This is a genomic window from Klebsiella sp. P1CD1, from assembly GCF_003790505.1.
Taxonomy (GTDB): Bacteria; Pseudomonadota; Gammaproteobacteria; order Enterobacterales; family Enterobacteriaceae; genus Klebsiella; species Klebsiella variicola.
On record NZ_CP033631.1, the window covers coordinates 2,611,061 to 2,628,367 of the forward strand.

The following is a 17,307-nucleotide window of genomic DNA, read 5'->3' on the forward strand; positions in this document are numbered from 1 at the left end:
TCATTACTTTTCAGGAGCGTTTTTATGGTCATTGCAACTCGTAAGCCTCTGTGTAACAAACGCTGGTCGGCCAGCCCGGCCTCCCAGGATCTTCAGTTGACTCAGCTACGCCACCCGTGGGTCGCCACCAAAGCCAGCTGCAAAAGCAAAAAAGCCTGGAAAAGCCGCAGTTAGCGGCCTGCCCAACCCCCTGACATAAAGCCCTGCTTGTCCCTGCGGACAAGCAGGGCTTACCTCTGCGACCTTTACACCGACTGCAACAGATAACCATAAGGCGTCTCCACCACCCTGGCAAAGCCGGGCAAACCAAGATGCATGCCGGCGATCAGCCATTGTTCGCTGGCGGCCTGGCGCAGCAGACATTCCCGGGTTTGTCGGGCCTGTTCAGGATCGACGTCGAAGGCGACCGACACCGACGTCCGGGTGGTCTGAATGGTCGGGAAATGGACAATATCCCCCCAGATGAGCAGCGAGGTATCGCCCGTCTCGAGACGATACCCGGTATGGCCGGGCGTATGGCCGGGCAGAGGGCACGGGTGGATCCCGGCGACCGTCTCCTCACCATCAACTTCGCGAATTTGCGCCGCGCAGATTGCCAGTACGCGGTGGACGAGCAGCACGTTGCGCCGGCCGCGATCGCTGGCGTTGTCCAGTGTGGATTCCGCCAGCCAGTAAGCGCGTTCCCGCGAAGGCAGGAACACCGTGGCGTTGGGATACGCCGGGGCGCCGGTTGCCGTCAGCAACCCGCCGATGTGATCCGGGTGCGCGTGGGTGAGGAGGATGGTGTCAATCTCCTCAGGGCGTACGCCGAGCAGCGCCAGAGTGGCGATAAGCGCACCGCCGACGCCATTGACTCCCCCGGTGCCGGTATCCACCAGTACGGTGTGCCCGCGTCCGCGGATAAGGTAGGCGCCGATCGCAATGGCCTCCGGTGAGGCTAACCCGGCGTTCCGCTGCAGGCGCTCCGCCTCCTCAGGCGTGATACCCGAGAGTAAGGACAGTGGCGCCGACATCTGACCATCACTGACGGCGGTCACCGTCAGATCTCCTGCGGTCAACGTATAAAAGGGAGCTGGTGTCATGGCGACCTCACGCGCGTTGCGCCGGGTTACGTAACCGGGCGGTGATGGGCTGATAGATAAAGACGGCGGCAGCCGTGGCCAGGTGATGCAGGTCGTCACGCGGGACGATGGCGGCATACCGGGTTTGTTGCGTCGCCAGGCCGCCAGGCAGCAGGACGATTGCCGGGGAGATGGGTAGCGTCTGAGGCGTATCGCTCAGCAGGAGCACCTCATCAGACCGGACCTCCCGCACGCCGCTATCTGCAACATAGAGGTGGCGGTGCCAGTCGGTGATCGCCGATTGCCAGCGGGCAAAATGGCCGCCACCGTTGCGGCGGTAGGCGTCGCTGTCGATGACGGTAGCATCGTGGATATCGTGCAGCGCCAGGTAGCGGGGGCACTCCTCGTTGAGGGCGCGGAAGCGCTGAGAGGCGTAAAAACCGGGCACAGAGACCAGCGCCGGCAGTTTTTCCTGATTGTAAAAGGTATTCCACGCTGTTTCGCTTTGGGGATCGGTGTAGGCGCATTCGACGACATAGAGCATAGTGACCTCGATGGACAGATGATTGAGCGCGCAAAGCGCTTTAGTGACTTTTCATCATCCTATCGGCTAAAAATGGCGCTGAAAAACGATGTTAATTCAATGGTCAGTGATATTCTGTCACTGACTTTCGGTGAGACTGCACAAGGAGCATTGGCTATGCGTCGTAAAATCCCCAGCAGCGCTGCGCTACTGGCTTTTGAGGCCGCTGCCCGTCACGGCAACTTTGCCCGCGCAGCGGCGGAACTCGCGTTAACGGAAGGGGCCATCAGCCGGCAGATTGCCCGTCTGGAAGCGCTCCTCGACAGTAAACTCTTCGACAGGACGGGGAGCCGGGTGCGGCTCAATCCGGCTGGCGCCCGCTATGCCCACCAGGTCCGCGAGATCCTTGCCCGTCTGGAGCGGGATACCCACGATGTCAGCGGGATGCCCTCCGATGGGCATAGTCTGGAGATCGCCGTTCTCCCCACCTTTGCCAGCCGCTGGTTAATTCCCCGGCTTGGACGCTTTGCAGCGCAGCATCCGCATATCGTGGTCAATATTGCCGCCCGCAGCGATCCCTTCATCCTCCCGGGCAGCGGTTTTGATGCCGCCATCCATTTTGATCACCCGGCGTGGACTGGCATGGATGTGACCTTTTTGTTCGAGGAGTATCTGCTGCCGGTCTGTCATGCGGCGCTGCTGACGAATGACGATCTCCCCGGGCAACTGAACCGATTGCCGCGCATTCACCGGCGGCAGAACCCTGACGCCTGGCTGCTCTATGCCCGGGAATGCGGGCTGGCGCTGGATAATCCGGCGCAGGGGCCGCGCTACGATCTGCATGAGATGGCCATCGCCGCGGTACTGAGTCAGCAGGGGGTGGCGCTGGTGCCGAAGATGTATGTGGAAAGCGAGCTGCGCGCCGGGACGCTGGTCGCTCCGTGGCCGGGCTCCCCGACGCTGGCCAAGCGCTTTTGTCTGATCAAACCCGGTGGCGGGGAGGGAGAGCTGGCGCTGCAGGTGTTTGAGCGCTGGCTGCAGACGGAGATTGCAGCCGGTTAAGTCAGGGCTGGCCCGGGGGGAGGCTGCGTCGCCCGCTGGCGGGCATATTTCCCCGGCGATATCCCGGTATAACGGGTAAAAGCTACGCTGAACGCGCTGGCCGAGCCATAGCCGATGCGCTCGGCGATATCCGCAATGCTGATGCCCGTCTCGCTCAGCCACTGCATGGCCAGGGTCATTCGCCAGCCTAACAGATAGCCCATCGGGGTCATCCCGGTCAGGTCGGTAAAGCGTTCAAATAACGTCGAGCGAGACAGCGCGCAGTCGGCGGCCAGGGCGTTGACCGTCCAGCGTCTGGCGGGGGCCTGATGCAGCAGGCGGATTGCCTGGGCGACCCGCGGGTCGCTCAGCCCGCGCATCAGACCGGGGGTCGCGAGCGTTCCGCAGCAACGGATGGCCTCGATAAAAAGTAGCTCAACCATCCGCGCCAGAACGAAAGATTTGCCCGCGCGATCCGCCTGCGCTTCCTCTTTCAGCAGCCCGACAAAGGTGGCCAGCCGCGGTTGATTGCGGACCACCACAAAGGCTGGCAACAGCGAGGCCAGCAGGCTGGCGTTCGTTGAACCGGAAGCGCAGTGGCCAATCAGCGCCTGCATCTGCGCAGGCTTGTCGAGGGCTCCCAGCCGAAAGTGTCCCCCCGCCAGTTGCATCGGGATGGTCTCCAGCGCCGGTGAAGGGGGCGGGGTCAGGCTGGTTAGCGCGAAGCGGTACGCCGCCGGGATCAGAATAAAATCCCCGGCGCGCAGGATCTGCGGCTCATGCTGGTCTATTTCCAGCCGACAGCCGCCTTCCAGCACGACGCCATAAAATGACAACCCCTGGTCCGAGCGTATCACTCGCCAGTCTCCCGCCCCCTCAACGGTTTTGGTCAGCACCGCTCTGAGATTTAGCATGGCAATAACCTCCGCCAACGGATCGCTCATTTCCGGACTCCTGCTAAAGAATGATGGATTATTGACCCTATATCGTCCGACACGGCCTGTCTATGATCAAAAGGAAGAAGCCATTCGGAGACAGAGATATGCAAACGATAATGATCACCGGCTGTTCATCGGGTTTTGGCCTGGAGACGGCGCGTTATTTTCTCGAGCAAGGCTGGAAGGTTATTGCCACGATGCGCGCTCCGCAGGAAGGTGTGTTGCCCGCCAGTGACCGTCTGCGGCTGGTGCGTCTTGACGTCACTTCGGCGCAGAGTATCGCAGAGGCCATTGCCGAAGCCGGAGAGATTGATGTGCTGGTTAACAACGCCGGGGTGGGGATGCTTAATGCCCTGGAGGGCGCGTCGCGCGAGGCGATAGCAGACCTGTTTGCCACCAATACCCTGGGAACGATTGCCATGACCCAGGCGGTGATCCCCCGGTTCAGAGCGCGCCGAAGCGGGACGATCGTTAATATTACCTCGGCGGTCACCCTGCAACCGATGCCCCTGCTGGCGGTATACACCGCGAGTAAGGCGGCGGTGAATGCCTTCACGGAGTCGCTGGCGCTGGAGCTTCGTGCTTTTAATATTCGCGTCGGGTTGATCCTGCCGGGACGCGCTCCCCAGACCCGCTTCGGGGAAAACGCTCGTCGAACGATGGGCCAGCTCCCGGAGAGCTATGCGGCGCTCGGCCAGCAGATCTTCGACAGCATGCAGGATAACGCCAGCGTGACGCAGACGACGGATGTGGCTCAGGCCGTCTGGCGAATGGTGCACGATCCTGATGCCCCTTCGCGGCTGCCGGCAGGGGAAGATGCCCTGGCGATGGCGCAGGCCAGTCTTCGCCGTGTCTGAAGACAATATGCGGGTCCTGTCTGTCAGACGGTAGGTGCGCAAGCTGCCGCTGCGCTTTATGGCCGGGGAATATTATCCCTGTCAGTATCGTCTGGATAATATTAGCGGGTTATACGACATAACGGTCAGGCGGCGCTTACTGATGTAAATCAGAAAAGCAATGTATTTCATGGTGCGTTTTCGCCGCTTATTCTGGATATGTGCGAACCGCCCGCCATATTATGACATCATCAATGGCTCAGGTCTTTTATATGTAATTTCTCAATGTAATTCGGGCGTTAATCTTAAAAAGTTAGTCTGGCCCGGTCGGGGCTGGACTTTCTTTATTCTACTATGGCAGGGTTTCATCCCTGCTGTACCGCGCGCTCGCTTTTTTACGCCAGGGAATAGTTTTCAGTATGGAATATTTCTTTGGTGGATTATGAAGATAAAACGAACATTACTCATCATACTTTCCCGTGTTATCAGGGGAGCAGGTATGGGATTAGGTACTTCGGGTATCGCGCTGGCTGGCTGGTTCTTTTTTTTCTCAGTAAATGAATATAAATTTCTCTGGGGTTTACTTTCAGTTGTGGAATTCCTGGTGGGGTATCTGATATATCGATTTGCATATGCATATATTTATGATGAATGGAATGATTATCATTAAAAATTAAACGGCGTGGTCTGTTGATCGATTTTTGATGCTCATGACTGTGGAGTAAAAATATGAGTGTGATGGGTGCCCTTTCAAATACTTGAAGTGTCGTTTTGCCAGCGTTAATTTTGTCTGAATCTGAGGAACGAAACCCTGTGCAATTTGTGAACGGGCTTCATGACGTAAAATTCTGGCCACACTGAGTGAAATTTCAGGTTAGAGGCCGAAACTCATGCTGCATTGTTTTCCGTTATGATAGTAGTGAAATTGTCATTTTTGCTTCCTGATTTGCTGACAGACAGGGAGTGGCCATCCATATCGGTCAGCGAGTCATTTGGGGGAGTAGCCGCCATTACGAATGGCCGTGTCGGTTAATGGCATAGTCGTCACCTTAGTTTTGTCTGCAGTATTCTGTCACGTCAGTGCCCGGAGTTTTAAAGCCTGAAATGTTTTCCGCCGGGAAAAAATGCCTTGTTGCAATGACACATTCCCCACCGTTTGTGGCTTAAAGCGCCATTTCGATGTGCTCAAAAATGTACTTAAAAGGGTTGGCTTCCCCTGCACGAGTGTGGAATATGCAAGGAAAAATCTTTGCCAATACACAACATTTTAAGTCAGCAATACCATCGGGGGGCAGGTGATAAAACACAGAAATTACAGAAGGATAACTGATTGGTGCGTCTGAATGGACTCGAACCATCGACCCCCACCATGTCAAGGTGGTGCTCTAACCAACTGAGCTACAGACGCATTATGGTGCGTTTAATTGGACTCGAACCAACGACCCCCACCATGTCAAGGTGGTGCTCTAACCAACTGAGCTATAAACGCATTATGGTGCGTTCGATTGGACTCGAACCAACGACCCCCACCATGTCAAGGTGGTGCTCTAACCAACTGAGCTACGAACGCAATGTTGTGGTGACAACGGGGACGCATATTAGCGGCAGGGAGAGGATGTGGCAAGAGGTAAACGTCACTTTTCTTGCACATTGCATGCGATTGCGGAACTTTTACCCATTCCGGATATATTTTACTGAACCACAAGGATATTTCTTCGCCAGCGAGCGTCATGACTCGCTTTTTTCTGCCCGTCTAACTCTGCGCGGTACGGTTGCCGTTGTGTTAAATTATCGGCCACCAGAAGATAAGGAGTCATAACGAAGATGAAATCGATTGGTATTTTTTGCGGTTCTTCAGCTGGCGAACATCCGCTGTATCTCGACACCGCCCGTCTGGTCGGACGTACGCTGGCGCAGCAGGGGCTGGCGCTTGTCTATGGCGGCGGTAAAGTCGGTCTGATGGGGGCGGTCGCCGATGCGGCGCTGGAGGCCGGTGGCGTGGTGATCGGCGTGATGCCGCGCGGCCTGGTGGAACGGGAAATTGCCCACCGCGGCTTGACGGAGCTGCATGTGGTCGAGGATATGCACGAGCGGAAAACCAAAATGGCGGCGCTGGCGGATGGCTTTATTGCCCTGCCGGGCGGGGCGGGGACGCTCGAAGAGATTTTCGAACAGTGGACCTGGGCGCAACTGGGGATCCATGAGAAACCGTGCGCGTTCCTGAATATCAAGGGTTATTACGATCCGCTTCAGGCGATGGTCGACAACATGGTACGGGAAGGATTTATGCACCCGCGCTACGCGGAGATGCTGCCGTTTGCTACCTCGGCAGACGAGATTATCGCCGGTTTTCGCGACTATACGCCGCCGGCCCGTAAATGGGTTCAGCAGCCCGCTATTTAAATATCAAGCGCAGGGTAAACAGCGCGCAGACGATGAGCAGTAACAGCAGCAATTCGAAGCGATAGCGTTGCAGCATGATGTCCTCCTGAAAAAAAACCGGCGCTGTTCTGCGCCGGTTTATCACCTTAACGCCCTGACCATTATGCCGCAGGTTTAACCGCCGGTTTAGCTGCGTGGTGTGCCGCTTTATGATGTTTCTTTGCAGCCTGCGCTTTCTGCGCGACTGCCGGTTTCGCAGCAGCTTTGTGGTGTTTCTTCGCAGCCTGCGCTTTCTGCGCGACTGCCGGTTTCGCAGCGGCTTTATGGTGTTTCTTCGCCGCCTGGGCTTTCTGCGCTACTGCCGGTTTCGCAGCGGCTTTATGGTGTTTCTTCGCCGCCTGGGCTTTTTGCTCAGCAGCCGGTTTTGCAGCGGCTTTGTGGTGTTTCTTCGCCGCCTGGGCTTTCTGCTCGGCTGCCGGTTTCGCGGCCGCTTTGTGATGTTTCTTATGGTGAACGGTGGTATGGCTGGCAGCTGCGGCCGGGGTGGCGCTTGCGGCATCGGCAGCGAAAGCAACTGATGACAGACCCATAGCAGCGGCAACAACCAGAGCTAATACTTTTTTCATTCTGAAATCCTCGAATTGGTTTCTTGAGTAACCCCACTGCGGGGCTGTTGACCACACTATATGCGTCTCGGGGAGTGCCATCAGTAAGTCTTTGGTGTCGGGGAGTAACGGAATGTACAACGTGGTCGCAATGCCGGAGAACGAAAAAGCCCGCCGGAGGGGCGGGCTTTGCAGGGACTAGCGCGCGGCGCGCTGTAAGATGATGCTGGAGGGCTGGCGCTGTAGAAAACGCATCCGCAGCATCATCATGATGGCGGCGGAGGTCAGGCCGATGATAAATCCACACCAGAAACCGGCGGGCCCCATGCGTGGCACAACCATATCGGTCAACGCCAGCAGATAGCCGCTCGGCAAACCCAGCACCCAGTACGCGGTAAAGGTAATAAAAAAGATAGACCGGGTATCTTTATAGCCGCGCAGAATGCCGCTGCCGATCACCTGGATGGAGTCGGAGATCTGATAGATAGCCGCCAGCAGCATCAGGTGCGAGGCCAGCAGCACCACCTCGGGATTATCGTTATACAGCAGGGCAATCTGTTCACGCATCAGCACGGTAAAGATAGCGGTAAATACCGCCAGACAGACGCCCACGCCCACGCCGGTGCGGGCCGAAACCTGGGCATCGATCGTTGAACCTTGTCCGAGACGGAAGCCGACGCGAATGGTGACCGCCGCCGCCAGCGATAGCGGCAGAACGAACATCAATGAGCTGAAGTTAAGCGCGATCTGGTGACCGGCGACGTCAATGATCCCCAGCGGGGAGACCAGCAGCGCGACGACGGCAAACAGCGTGACTTCAAAGAATAGCGCCAGAGCAATGGGCAGCCCCAGCTGCACCAGCCGTAACAGGACGGCGACATCGGGGCGGCTGAAGCGCTCGGCGCAGCGGATATCCCGCATCGAACGCGCCCGACGCACCCACCACAGCATGCTGGCGAACATCACCCAGTAAACCGAAGCAGTCGCTACGCCACAGCCGACACCGCCCAGCTCGGGCATGCCGAAATGACCATAGATAAAGATATAGTTCACCGGAATGTTGACCAGTAAGCCGATAAAGCCCATGACCATCCCGGGTTTGGTTTTCGCCAGCCCTTCACACTGATTACGGGCAACCTGGAAGAACAGATAGCCCGGCGCGCCCCACAGCAGCGCGCGCAGATAGCCAACCGCCTTCTCAGCCAACAGCGGGTCGATATTATGCATGGAGCTGATGATATAGCCGGCGTTCCATAGCACGACCATAATCAGCACCGAGACAAAGCCGGCCAGCCAGAAGCCCTGACGCACCTGCTGTGCGATGCGATCCCGCCGTCCGGAGCCGTTAAGCTGCGCCACCACCGGGGTCAGCGCCAGCAGCAGCCCGTGGCCAAAGAGGATCGCCGGCAGCCAGATGGAGGTCCCGATGGCCACGGCGGCCATATCCGTGGCGCTGTAGCCACCCGCCATCACGGTATCGACAAAACCCATCGCTGTCTGCGCCACCTGCGCAAGGATGACGGGTATAGCCAGAGCTAATAACTGACGCGCTTCAACGAAATACTTCTGCACGTGAACACCTTTATTTTGTTGTTATTTTGAGACTAAAAAAGCCGCCGTAACTGGCAGCAAGGGGATAAAAATGAGGAATTTCCAGTCTATTGTAGCGAGGATTAGCCATTAAGCCAGTGAAAAAAGAGTCGAGGCACGAAGCGCGCTGGCAACCGCTTTGCCCTCCTGTTATTGTTCCCGATAGCGAAAACGGTAATGATACCGTCATGATTTTCAACAGGAGCCTAACATGTTTACTGGTATTGTTCAGGGAACCGCGAAAGTGGTCTCCATTGATGATAAACCCAATTTTCGCACCCATGTGGTGGAGCTACCGGCGCATATGCTGGAGGGGCTGGAAACCGGCGCCTCGGTAGCCAATAACGGCTGTTGCCTGACGGTGACCGAAATAAACGGCGCGCACATCAGCTTCGATCTGATGAAAGAGACGCTGCGGATTACCAACCTCGGCGATATTCAGATCGGGGATGAAGTGAACGTCGAGCGGGCGGCGAAATTCAGTGATGAAATCGGCGGGCATCTGATGTCCGGCCATATTATGACCACCGCGGAAATCGTGAAGATCCTCACTTCCGAAAATAACCGTCAGATCTGGTTTAAAGTGCAGGATCCGACGCTGATGAAATATATCCTTTATAAAGGATTCATCGGTATTGATGGCATTAGCCTGACGGTGGGCGAGGTGACGGCAACCCGCTTCTGCGTGCATCTTATCCCGGAAACGCTGCAGCGGACCACGCTGGGCGCGAAAAAGCTGGGCGACCGCGTCAATATTGAGATTGACCCGCAAACTCAGGCGGTTGTCGATACGGTTGAACGCGTGCTGGCCGCGAAAGACGCTGCATCTAAGGTGAATGAAGCCTGAAAAAAATCCCCCGCCGGTGAGCGGGGGAGATTTTGTTAGCGGGCGATGCGTAGCCCATGTTCAATACCGCGCGAGAACACTACCTGCCAGAGCTGAATGTCACGGGCGCGGAAGGCGCCGGCGCAGGCGTTCAGATAATAGCTGAACATCCGTTTGAAACGTTCAGAATAGTTATCGGCAATTTCCGGCCAGCTGGCGAGAAAACGCTCATACCAGGCCATCAGGGTGGTGTCATAATCGGCGCCGAAGTTATGCCAGTCTTCCATCACAAAGTGCTTCTCGCTGGCATCGGCGATCTGCCGAACCGACGGCAGACAGCCGTTGGGGAAGATATATTTATCGATCCACGGGTCGACGTTATGGTCGGTGACTTTGGAACCGATGGTGTGCAGTAAGAAACGGCCGTTGGGTTTCAAATTACGATCCGCGACCTCAAAGTAGGTGGCGTAATTTTTCGGTCCCACGTGCTCGAACATACCGACGGAGACGATACGGTCAAAGCTGTCGTGCAGATCGCGATAGTCCTGGAGCCGAATCTCCACGTCAAGATCAGCGCAGCGCGCCTGGGCCATCTTTTGCTGCTCGGCGGAGATGGTCACGCCGACAACGCTGACCTGGTAATTTCGCGCCATATACTCGGCGAGCCCGCCCCATCCACAGCCGATATCCAGTACCCGCATCCCCGGCTCAAGCTCCAGCTTACGACAGATGAGGTCCAGTTTAGCCTGCTGCGCCGCTTCGAGGGTTTGCGCCTCTTTCCAGTATCCGCAGGAATACTGCATGTAGGGGTCAAGCATTCGGCTGAAGAGATCGTTGCCGAGATCGTAATGCTCTTTGCCAACAATCCAGGCGCGTTTTTTACTTTGCAGATTGAACAGGCGAGCGCCTGCGATGCGGAGTGTATCTTTGAAATGGTGAGGGAGCTGTTTTTCCAGTCCGGCGCGAAGCACTTTGTGGAAGAATATATCCAGACGCTCGCAGTCCCACCAGCCGTCCATATAGCTTTCGCCTAACCCCAGCGACCCCTCCTGCAGGACACGTTTAAAGAAAAGAGGGTTTTTAATTCGCAGGTCTGACGGCGCGGAGCCATTGATTTCTATTCCCGCACGGCCCAATAATTCAGCTGCAATCCGGTACCAGTCATCATTTGGTACACTTACTTCTTCTATACACGATGAACTCATAGCTTCTCCATCACGCCCAAGTGATCAGAACCTTAAAACAGCGTAGACGCTTTTTTGGCTTTGTGAGAAATCTCACGGATAATCCGTGAAGTCGCTATCCGACGTAGAACAGAGGAAGGGAGATAACCCTTGCCGAAAGGCCTTCCATGGTGAAACGGAGGCATCCTGCATCCGTTAATATTTAACTATTTTCTATTTATGTGAACCCGGATCCAGTATAGGACGCTAAGTACTGGCTTTCAATAAAATTTTCTTAGCATGCTAACGACTGGTCCGGGCAACGGCGATGGGCGTTACGCGTGGGAAGAGTGGGGGGTCAGCTCCGGCGTTTGCTGCAGGCGATAGCCGATTCCGGCTAAGCCAATCGAGACCAGCATCACGCTGGTGGTGGTCAGCAGCGGCGTGGCGATCAGCGCCGATACCAGCAAACTGTTCAGGAAGCACAATCCCAGCTGCAGCGTATTCTGCAGCGCCGCCGCGCGGCCCGTTGCCTGCGGGAAGGGCTTCAGCGCCTGGGCGACCACAATGGGATAGATCCCGCCGTTGACCACCGCCATCATGCAGAACGGGATCATTAACGCCACCAGCGAGGCATGCGTTTGCAGGCCGACCAGCCAGGTGGCGGCAACGCTGACGGCGAAGACCACCAGCAGCCACGGCAGCATCTGTTGTCCTGACCATTTTTGCAGCAGCGCGCGACAACCATAGCCGCCCACCAGAAAGGCGATGGTCTGTGGGATATAGCTCAGGCCGATAGCGGTTGGGCCATAGCCCATTTCGTGCAGGATAAAAGGTGAACCGGTAAGCCAGGCGAAGAAGCTGGCTGAGCAGGCGGCGTAGATCAGGACGTTGCCGCTGTATTCCCGGGAGCGCAGCAGCGCGAGAAAGGTGATCTTCTGCTGCGTCACTGCTACCGACTTTGCGGCTGCCTTCAGGCGCAGGGCAGGCAGCATCAGCAGCAGAGTGATGGCAAACAGGGTGGCGAAGATGGCTTGCCACTCGAAGTGCACCAGTAGCCAGCTACCCAGCAGCGGGGCCAGCGCTGGCGACAGTCCTACCAGCGGCATAATGGTGGCGAAGATGCGGTTCGTACGCTGGGCAGGATAGTAATCGGTGACCATCGCCTGCCAGGTAACGGCCGCGGCACAGACGCCAATCGCCTGCAAAAAGCGCAGCGCCAGCATCAGGGTAGCGTTGTGCACCCACAGCATCCCCAGACAGCCGGCCGCGAAAATTGCCAGGCCGCTCAACAGCACCGGTTTGCGCCCATAGCGGTCCGACAGCGGCCCCCAGAACAGCTGCCCCAGCGCGAAGCCGGCGAGGAACAGGCTCAGGCTGGCGCTGATGGAGGCAGCGGAGGTATTGAGATCCTGCTGCATGGCGGCAAACGCCGGCAGGTACATATCGGTGGCCAGAAAGCCCAGCACGCTCAGGCCGGCCAGCCAGACTAAAAATCCTTTCCCAGGTTGTGACATAACGTTCTCATTTTTGGAGTACAGGTACGATGCCGCAGAGTGTAGGGAGTGCATTGTGGCTTGTGAAACGCTAATATTTGTCACATGCATTCAAAAATTTTGCAGGCAGAAAATGTGGTCTGAATACTCTCTGGAAGTGGTTGATGCCGTGGCCCGCAACGGCAGCTTCAGCGCGGCCGCGCAGGAGCTGCACCGGGTGCCCTCCGCCATCAGCTATACCGTGCGTCAGCTTGAAGAGTGGCTGGCCGTTCCCTTGTTTGAGCGCCGCCATCGTGATGTGGAGCTGACGCCCGCAGGGGTCTGGTTCTTACAGGAAGGGCGCTCTGTTATCAAAAAAATGCAGATCACCCGCCAGCAGTGCCAGCAAATCGCCAACGGCTGGCGCGGGCAGCTGTCGATCGCGGTGGATGATATTGTGAAACCGGCGCGGATGCGCCAGATGATCGTCGATTTCTATCGCCACTTTCCCGACGTCGAGCTGATCGTCTTTCAGGAAGTGTTCAACGGCGTATGGGATGCGCTGGCCGACGGCCGTGTAGAACTGGCGATTGGCGCAACGCGATCTATTCCGGTCGGGGGCCGCTATGCGTTTCGCGATATGGGGATGCTGAGCTGGGACTGCGTGGTGGCGAGCGATCACCCGCTGGCGAAGATTGAGGGACCCCTGAGCGATGATGTCCTGCGTAACTGGCCGTCGCTGGTGCGGGAGGATACGTCACGTTCACTGCCCAAACGAACAACCTGGCTGCTGGATAACCAGAAGAGGGTGGTGGTCCCCGACTGGGAATCGTCGGCCACCTGTCTGTCGGCGGGCCTCTGCGTCGGCATGGTGCCGAGCCATTTCGCCCGACCATGGGTAGATCGCGGCGTGTGGACCGCGCTGGCGCTGGAGAATCCGTTCCCGGATGCCGCCTGCTGTCTGACCTGGCAGCAGAGTGATGCCTCACCGGCGCTGAACTGGATGCTCGACTATCTGGGGGACAGCGACACGCTGAATCGGGAATGGCTGCGGGCGCCGGAGTGATCCGCGCCCGCCAGATGCCTTACCGACGATAATCGACAAACGGGCCATCCGCCACGGAGCGGCGTTCGACCAGACGAGGATGAACTTCGATAGACTGCGACTCTTCACGCTTATTAACGATACGATCCAACAGCATGTTAAATGCGGCTTCGCCCAGGGAATCTTTCGGCTGATGAATAGTGGTTAACGCCGGGCTGAAATAGCGGGCGTTACGCACATTATCATAACCGATCAGCGAAATGTCCTGCGGCACCCGCAGCCCCATTTCATCCGCCGCGCAGATAGCGCCCATCGCCATGATATCGCCGCCGCAGAACACCGCCGTCGGACGGTGCTGCTGGCTTAAGATCTGCTGCATAGCACGGTAGCCGGACTCCGGCTCGAAGTCGCCCTGCACAATCCAGTTTTCCGGCACGCTGATATGCGCCTCTTTCATCGCCTGCATAAAGCCGGCCAGGCGGCCTGCGCCGGTGTTGCGCTCCAGCGGACCCGGGATCACGCCGATTTCACGATGGCCACGTTCAATCAGGTAGCGTCCGGCGATATAGCCGCCCTGGAAGGCGTTATCGATCACCGCATCGGTGAAGTCGGCTTTTGCTTCGCCCCAGTCCATCACCACCATCGGGATATGGCGATACTCTTCCAGCATGCTCAATACCGAATCCGGATATTCGGAACACATCACCAGCAGGCCGTCGACACGCTTCTGTGCCATCATCGACAAATAGGCGCGCTGTTTTTCCGGATCGTTCCATGCGTTGCCGAGGATCAGGGTGTAGCCCTTCTGGAAGCAGCTCTTTTCAACAGACTCAATAATTTCAGCAAAATAGGCGGCTTCGCTACTGGTCGCCAGCAGACCAATCGATTTTGTATGATTGACTTTCAGGCTGCGGGCCACGGCGCTCGGCGAGTAGTGCAGCTCTTTAATCGCCGCCCACACCGCATTGCGCGTCTCTTCGGCAACGAAACGGGTTTTGTTAATTACATGTGATACAGTTGTAGTGGAAACGTTTGCGCGCTTCGCTACATCTTTAATAGTTGCCATTACATCTCACTCCATGCCTTGACCTGATCGCCTGATCATCGATACGTAAACGTTTGCCTACACACACCCTGAATACAATTTTCAACATTGCATCACGTCGGGAAAACGACACAGAACGACAGGAAGGGGTCAATGGCCGATACGCTTTTAAATTAGCGTGGGATTTTGTCCGATCTTGGGGCAAAGTGGAAGAGCAAAAATGTGCATCGCCCTAAATCCCGGAAGATTTTTGCGATTTTTTGTGCAAAAATGAGCAAGCTCACTTTTGGTGTGGGGATAACAAGAGGGAAAAATGATGGATACCAATTTAAAGTTTTCGCTGATCACCACGGTTATTGCCCTCGGCGTGATCGTCGCTTTCAGCCTGACCGCCATACTGCACTAATGTTCCAGTGAGGGAGGAGCGCGGCCTCCTCCCCGTATCCCGCCATTATTATCAATTCTGCAAAAATCTTTTGTCATTTCGTTCACTTTTGTTTTTTTGTGATTGATGTCATGCTTTTGACTTCTGATGTTACGCCGTCCTCTCTGACGGTCTGATGGAGTCATTGAATGAAAATCAACTTTCCTTTACTTGCGCTGGCGATCGGCGCCTTTGGCATCGGTACCACCGAGTTCTCCCCAATGGGATTGCTGCCGGTGATTGCGAAAGGTGTGGACGTCTCAATCCCAGTGGCGGGAATGCTGATCAGTGCGTATGCCATCGGCGTCATGGTCGGCGCGCCGTTGATGACCCTGCTGTTGTCACATCGCGCGCGGCGCAATGCGCTGATTTTTCTGATGGGGATCTTCACCGTCGGCAACCTGTTGTCATCCATTGCGCCGGATTACACCACCTTGCTGCTGTCGCGCATTATTACCAGCCTCAACCACGGTGCTTTCTTTGGCCTGGGATCAGTGGTCGCAGCCAGCGTCGTGCCAAAGCATAAGCAGGCCAGCGCGGTAGCCACGATGTTTATGGGGCTCACCATCGCCAACATCGGCGGTGTACCGGCGGCGACCTGGCTTGGCGAAACCATCGGCTGGCGGATGTCCTTCCTGGCCACCGCAGGGTTAGGCCTGCTGGCGATGGTCAGTCTGTGGTTCTCTCTGCCGAAGGGCAGCGCCGGTGAGCGCCCGGATGTCAAAAAAGAGCTTTCAGTCCTGCTACGCCCGCAGGTACTCTCCGCCTTGCTGACTACCGTGCTCGGTGCCGGGGCAATGTTTACGCTGTATACCTATATCTCGCCAGTGCTCAATACGCTGACCCACGCTTCATCGCTGTTTATTACCGCGATGCTGGTGCTGATTGGCGTTGGTTTTTCGCTGGGCAACTATCTGGGCGGCAAATTCGCCGACCGGTCGGTCTCTGGCACGCTGAAAGGCTTTCTGCTGCTGCTGATGGCGATCATGCTGGCGATCCCGCTGCTGGCGCAATCCCAGGCCGGAGCGGCCATCAGCATGATTGTCTGGGGCGCAGCAACCTTTGCGGTGGTTCCGCCGCTGCAGATGCGGGTCATGCGCGTGGCGCATGAAGCGCCGGGGCTCTCTTCTTCGGTGAATATCGGCGCGTTCAACCTCGGCAACGCGCTGGGCGCCGCCGCCGGTGGGGCGGTGATCTCTGGCGGACTGGGCTATGCGTTTGTGCCGGTGATGGGGGCGATTATCGCCGGTCTGGCGCTGCTGCTGGTCTGGTTCAGCGGACGAGCGCAGCCGGAAGAGGCCTTTGCCCGCCAGTAACGCGAGTGTAGGGAAGGGCTAAAAAAAACCGCAGCCGGGGAGACCCTGCTGCGGTTTGTCGTTTATGCCGCCAGGTTGGCCGCAACAAACTTCCAGTTAACCAGCGCCCAGAAATGGTCCAGGTAGCTTGGACGGGCATTGCGGTAGTCGATGTAGTAGGCGTGTTCCCAGACGTCAACGGTCAGCAGCGGCTTCGCGTCGGTGGTCAGCGGGGTACCGGCGTTGCTGGTGGAGACGATAGCCAGGCTGCCGTCGGCATTTTTGACCAGCCAGGTCCAGCCCGCGCCGAAGTTTTTCGCTGCGGCATCGGTAAATTTGGCTTTAAAATCCGCAAAGCTGCCGAAGGATTTGGCAATCGCGGCCGCTAACTCGCCTTCCGGTTCGCCGCCGGCGTTCGGCGCCAGGCAGTTCCAGTAGAAGGTGTGGTTCCAGACCTGGGCTGCGTTGTTGAATACGCCGCCTTCAGAAGTGCGGACGATCTCTTCGAGAGATTTGCCTTCGAACGCAGTGCCTTTGATCAGGTTGTTGAGGTTAGTGACATACGCCTGGTGGTGTTTACCGTAGTGATATTCCAGGGTTTCTGCGGAAATGTGCGGCGCCAGGGCGTCTTTTGCATATGGTAATGCAGGTAATTCAAACGACATTGCTACTCTCCTTATAACTTTTTGTTTTAGCTCACATTGACAAGATGAGGCTTTCGCCTGAATCGTGTTCTGGCCACCCGACGCTGTCGCGTCACGGGCTGTTATTGTATTGAGAATGTTAACATTTGCCGCAAGCAGTGAAAAGCCTTACAACGATAAAGGCTATTGCCGCAGGCGCAACTGATGAAGGCTTAACCGTTTTCTACGGGGCGAGGCGTCAAACCGCTCGCAGATGTTGCAAAAATGTATAAGGAGACGCCGTCTGCGCTTTTCCGACTCTCGCAGGGAAGGTTTAACGTCTTCTGTTTTTCTCTGACGATCGCAGCCGCGCATCATGGTTGAGGGTGATATGTATTTAAAATTAATGGTTTAATTAAAATATGCGCCCAGGCA

General features: G+C 56.8%; 18 protein-coding genes and 3 tRNA genes. 9 read left to right on the forward strand and 12 right to left on the reverse strand.

All coding sequences use genetic code 11. The features are described from left to right. Nucleotides 1–24 precede the first annotated feature (24 nt). Nucleotides 25–174 (forward strand): hypothetical protein, encoded by a 150-nt coding sequence (locus DTA24_RS28155; RefSeq protein ID WP_012541503.1) that lies wholly within the window; start codon nucleotides 25–27, stop codon nucleotides 172–174. A 71-nt stretch (nucleotides 175–245) separates the two neighbouring features. Here the strand turns inward: DTA24_RS28155 and DTA24_RS13015 are convergent, their stop codons facing one another. Together DTA24_RS13015 and DTA24_RS13020 are read right to left on the reverse strand one after the other, a co-directional pair. Next, on the reverse strand, nucleotides 246–1,082 hold the full coding sequence (locus DTA24_RS13015) for an MBL fold metallo-hydrolase (protein WP_023340263.1): 837 nt from the start codon (nucleotides 1,080–1,082) through the stop codon (nucleotides 246–248). A gap of 7 nt (nucleotides 1,083–1,089) precedes the next feature. Continuing rightward, nucleotides 1,090–1,605 carry a hypothetical protein gene (locus DTA24_RS13020; protein ID WP_023340262.1) on the reverse strand — a complete coding sequence of 172 codons (516 nt, stop codon included), beginning with the start codon at nucleotides 1,603–1,605 and terminating at the stop codon, nucleotides 1,090–1,092. A gap of 156 nt (nucleotides 1,606–1,761) precedes the next feature. Between DTA24_RS13020 and DTA24_RS13025 the strand changes: the two genes are divergently transcribed. Beyond that, on the forward strand, nucleotides 1,762–2,646 hold the full coding sequence (locus tag DTA24_RS13025; RefSeq protein ID WP_023322742.1) for a LysR substrate-binding domain-containing protein: 885 nt from the start codon (nucleotides 1,762–1,764) through the stop codon (nucleotides 2,644–2,646). On the opposite strand, the gene DTA24_RS13030 is transcribed toward DTA24_RS13025, so the two are convergent. Further along, a complete protein-coding gene (locus DTA24_RS13030; protein WP_023322741.1) occupies nucleotides 2,643–3,569 on the reverse strand; it encodes an AraC family transcriptional regulator in 927 nt (308 codons plus the stop codon). The genes DTA24_RS13025 and DTA24_RS13030 overlap by 4 nt on opposite strands. A gap of 98 nt (nucleotides 3,570–3,667) precedes the next feature. Between DTA24_RS13030 and DTA24_RS13035 the strand changes: the two genes are divergently transcribed. Further along, nucleotides 3,668–4,420, forward strand: a complete 753-nt coding sequence (locus tag DTA24_RS13035; RefSeq protein ID WP_016161208.1) for an SDR family oxidoreductase — start codon at nucleotides 3,668–3,670, stop codon at nucleotides 4,418–4,420. A gap of 169 nt (nucleotides 4,421–4,589) precedes the next feature. Next, entirely contained in the window at nucleotides 4,590–5,069 is a 480-nt protein-coding gene (locus DTA24_RS28850) for a hypothetical protein (RefSeq protein ID WP_123836870.1), read from the forward strand. Between the two features lie 661 nt (nucleotides 5,070–5,730). Here the strand turns inward: DTA24_RS28850 and DTA24_RS13050 are convergent. The 3 genes from DTA24_RS13050 to DTA24_RS13060 all read right to left on the reverse strand — a co-directional run bounded on the left by DTA24_RS13050 (nucleotide 5,731) and on the right by DTA24_RS13060 (nucleotide 5,969). Continuing rightward, a tRNA-Val gene (locus tag DTA24_RS13050) sits at nucleotides 5,731–5,807 on the reverse strand. 4 nt (nucleotides 5,808–5,811) lie between these two features. Next, a tRNA-Val gene (locus DTA24_RS13055) sits at nucleotides 5,812–5,888 on the reverse strand. A gap of 4 nt (nucleotides 5,889–5,892) precedes the next feature. Then, nucleotides 5,893–5,969 (reverse strand) — tRNA-Val (locus DTA24_RS13060). 254 nt (nucleotides 5,970–6,223) lie between these two features. Here DTA24_RS13060 and DTA24_RS13065 point away from each other — a divergent pair. Continuing rightward, the gene (locus DTA24_RS13065) at nucleotides 6,224–6,802 is read left to right on the forward strand and encodes a TIGR00730 family Rossman fold protein (protein ID WP_008804612.1); all 579 of its coding nucleotides are present in this window, start codon (nucleotides 6,224–6,226) and stop codon (nucleotides 6,800–6,802) included. A 140-nt stretch (nucleotides 6,803–6,942) separates the two neighbouring features. On the opposite strand, the gene asr is transcribed toward DTA24_RS13065, so the two are convergent. Then, nucleotides 6,943–7,407: an acid resistance repetitive basic protein Asr gene (gene asr / locus DTA24_RS13070; protein WP_046882409.1), complete on the reverse strand. Its 465-nt coding sequence runs from the start codon at nucleotides 7,405–7,407 to the stop codon at nucleotides 6,943–6,945. Between the two features lie 177 nt (nucleotides 7,408–7,584). After that, nucleotides 7,585–8,958 carry an MdtK family multidrug efflux MATE transporter gene (gene mdtK, locus DTA24_RS13075; RefSeq protein ID WP_012541512.1) on the reverse strand — a complete coding sequence of 458 codons (1,374 nt, stop codon included), beginning with the start codon at nucleotides 8,956–8,958 and terminating at the stop codon, nucleotides 7,585–7,587. 229 nt (nucleotides 8,959–9,187) lie between these two features. Here mdtK and DTA24_RS13080 point away from each other — a divergent pair, with 229 nt between their 5' ends. Beyond that, on the forward strand, nucleotides 9,188–9,823 hold the full coding sequence (locus DTA24_RS13080) for a riboflavin synthase (RefSeq protein ID WP_008804615.1): 636 nt from the start codon (nucleotides 9,188–9,190) through the stop codon (nucleotides 9,821–9,823). Nucleotides 9,824–9,858: 35 nt separating this feature from the next. Here the strand turns inward: DTA24_RS13080 and cfa are convergent, their stop codons facing one another. Beyond that, complete coding sequence (gene cfa, locus DTA24_RS13085) at nucleotides 9,859–11,007, reverse strand: cyclopropane fatty acyl phospholipid synthase (protein WP_008804616.1); 1,149 nt, start codon at nucleotides 11,005–11,007, stop codon at nucleotides 9,859–9,861. A gap of 293 nt (nucleotides 11,008–11,300) precedes the next feature. Beyond that, entirely contained in the window at nucleotides 11,301–12,482 is a 1,182-nt protein-coding gene (punC, locus tag DTA24_RS13090) for a purine nucleoside transporter PunC (protein WP_123836871.1), read from the reverse strand. A gap of 112 nt (nucleotides 12,483–12,594) precedes the next feature. Between punC and punR the strand changes: the two genes are divergently transcribed. Continuing rightward, nucleotides 12,595–13,506 (forward strand): DNA-binding transcriptional activator PunR, encoded by a 912-nt coding sequence (gene punR, locus DTA24_RS13095; protein WP_123836872.1) that lies wholly within the window; start codon nucleotides 12,595–12,597, stop codon nucleotides 13,504–13,506. Nucleotides 13,507–13,525: 19 nt separating this feature from the next. Here the strand turns inward: punR and purR are convergent, their stop codons facing one another. After that, nucleotides 13,526–14,551, reverse strand: coding sequence for an HTH-type transcriptional repressor PurR (gene purR, locus DTA24_RS13100; protein WP_004202888.1), 1,026 nt, complete (start codon nucleotides 14,549–14,551; stop codon nucleotides 13,526–13,528). A gap of 292 nt (nucleotides 14,552–14,843) precedes the next feature. Between purR and DTA24_RS13105 the strand changes: the two genes are divergently transcribed. Both DTA24_RS13105 and DTA24_RS13110 read left to right on the forward strand, forming a co-directional pair. Continuing rightward, the gene (locus DTA24_RS13105) at nucleotides 14,844–14,936 is read left to right on the forward strand and encodes a YnhF family membrane protein (RefSeq protein ID WP_012968036.1); all 93 of its coding nucleotides are present in this window, start codon (nucleotides 14,844–14,846) and stop codon (nucleotides 14,934–14,936) included. Nucleotides 14,937–15,103: 167 nt separating this feature from the next. Next, nucleotides 15,104–16,270 carry an MFS transporter gene (locus tag DTA24_RS13110; protein WP_016161205.1) on the forward strand — a complete coding sequence of 389 codons (1,167 nt, stop codon included), beginning with the start codon at nucleotides 15,104–15,106 and terminating at the stop codon, nucleotides 16,268–16,270. 62 nt (nucleotides 16,271–16,332) lie between these two features. On the opposite strand, the gene sodB is transcribed toward DTA24_RS13110, so the two are convergent. Beyond that, nucleotides 16,333–16,914: a superoxide dismutase [Fe] gene (sodB, locus tag DTA24_RS13115; RefSeq protein ID WP_002907771.1), complete on the reverse strand. Its 582-nt coding sequence runs from the start codon at nucleotides 16,912–16,914 to the stop codon at nucleotides 16,333–16,335. Between the last annotated feature and the right edge of the window lie 393 nt (nucleotides 16,915–17,307).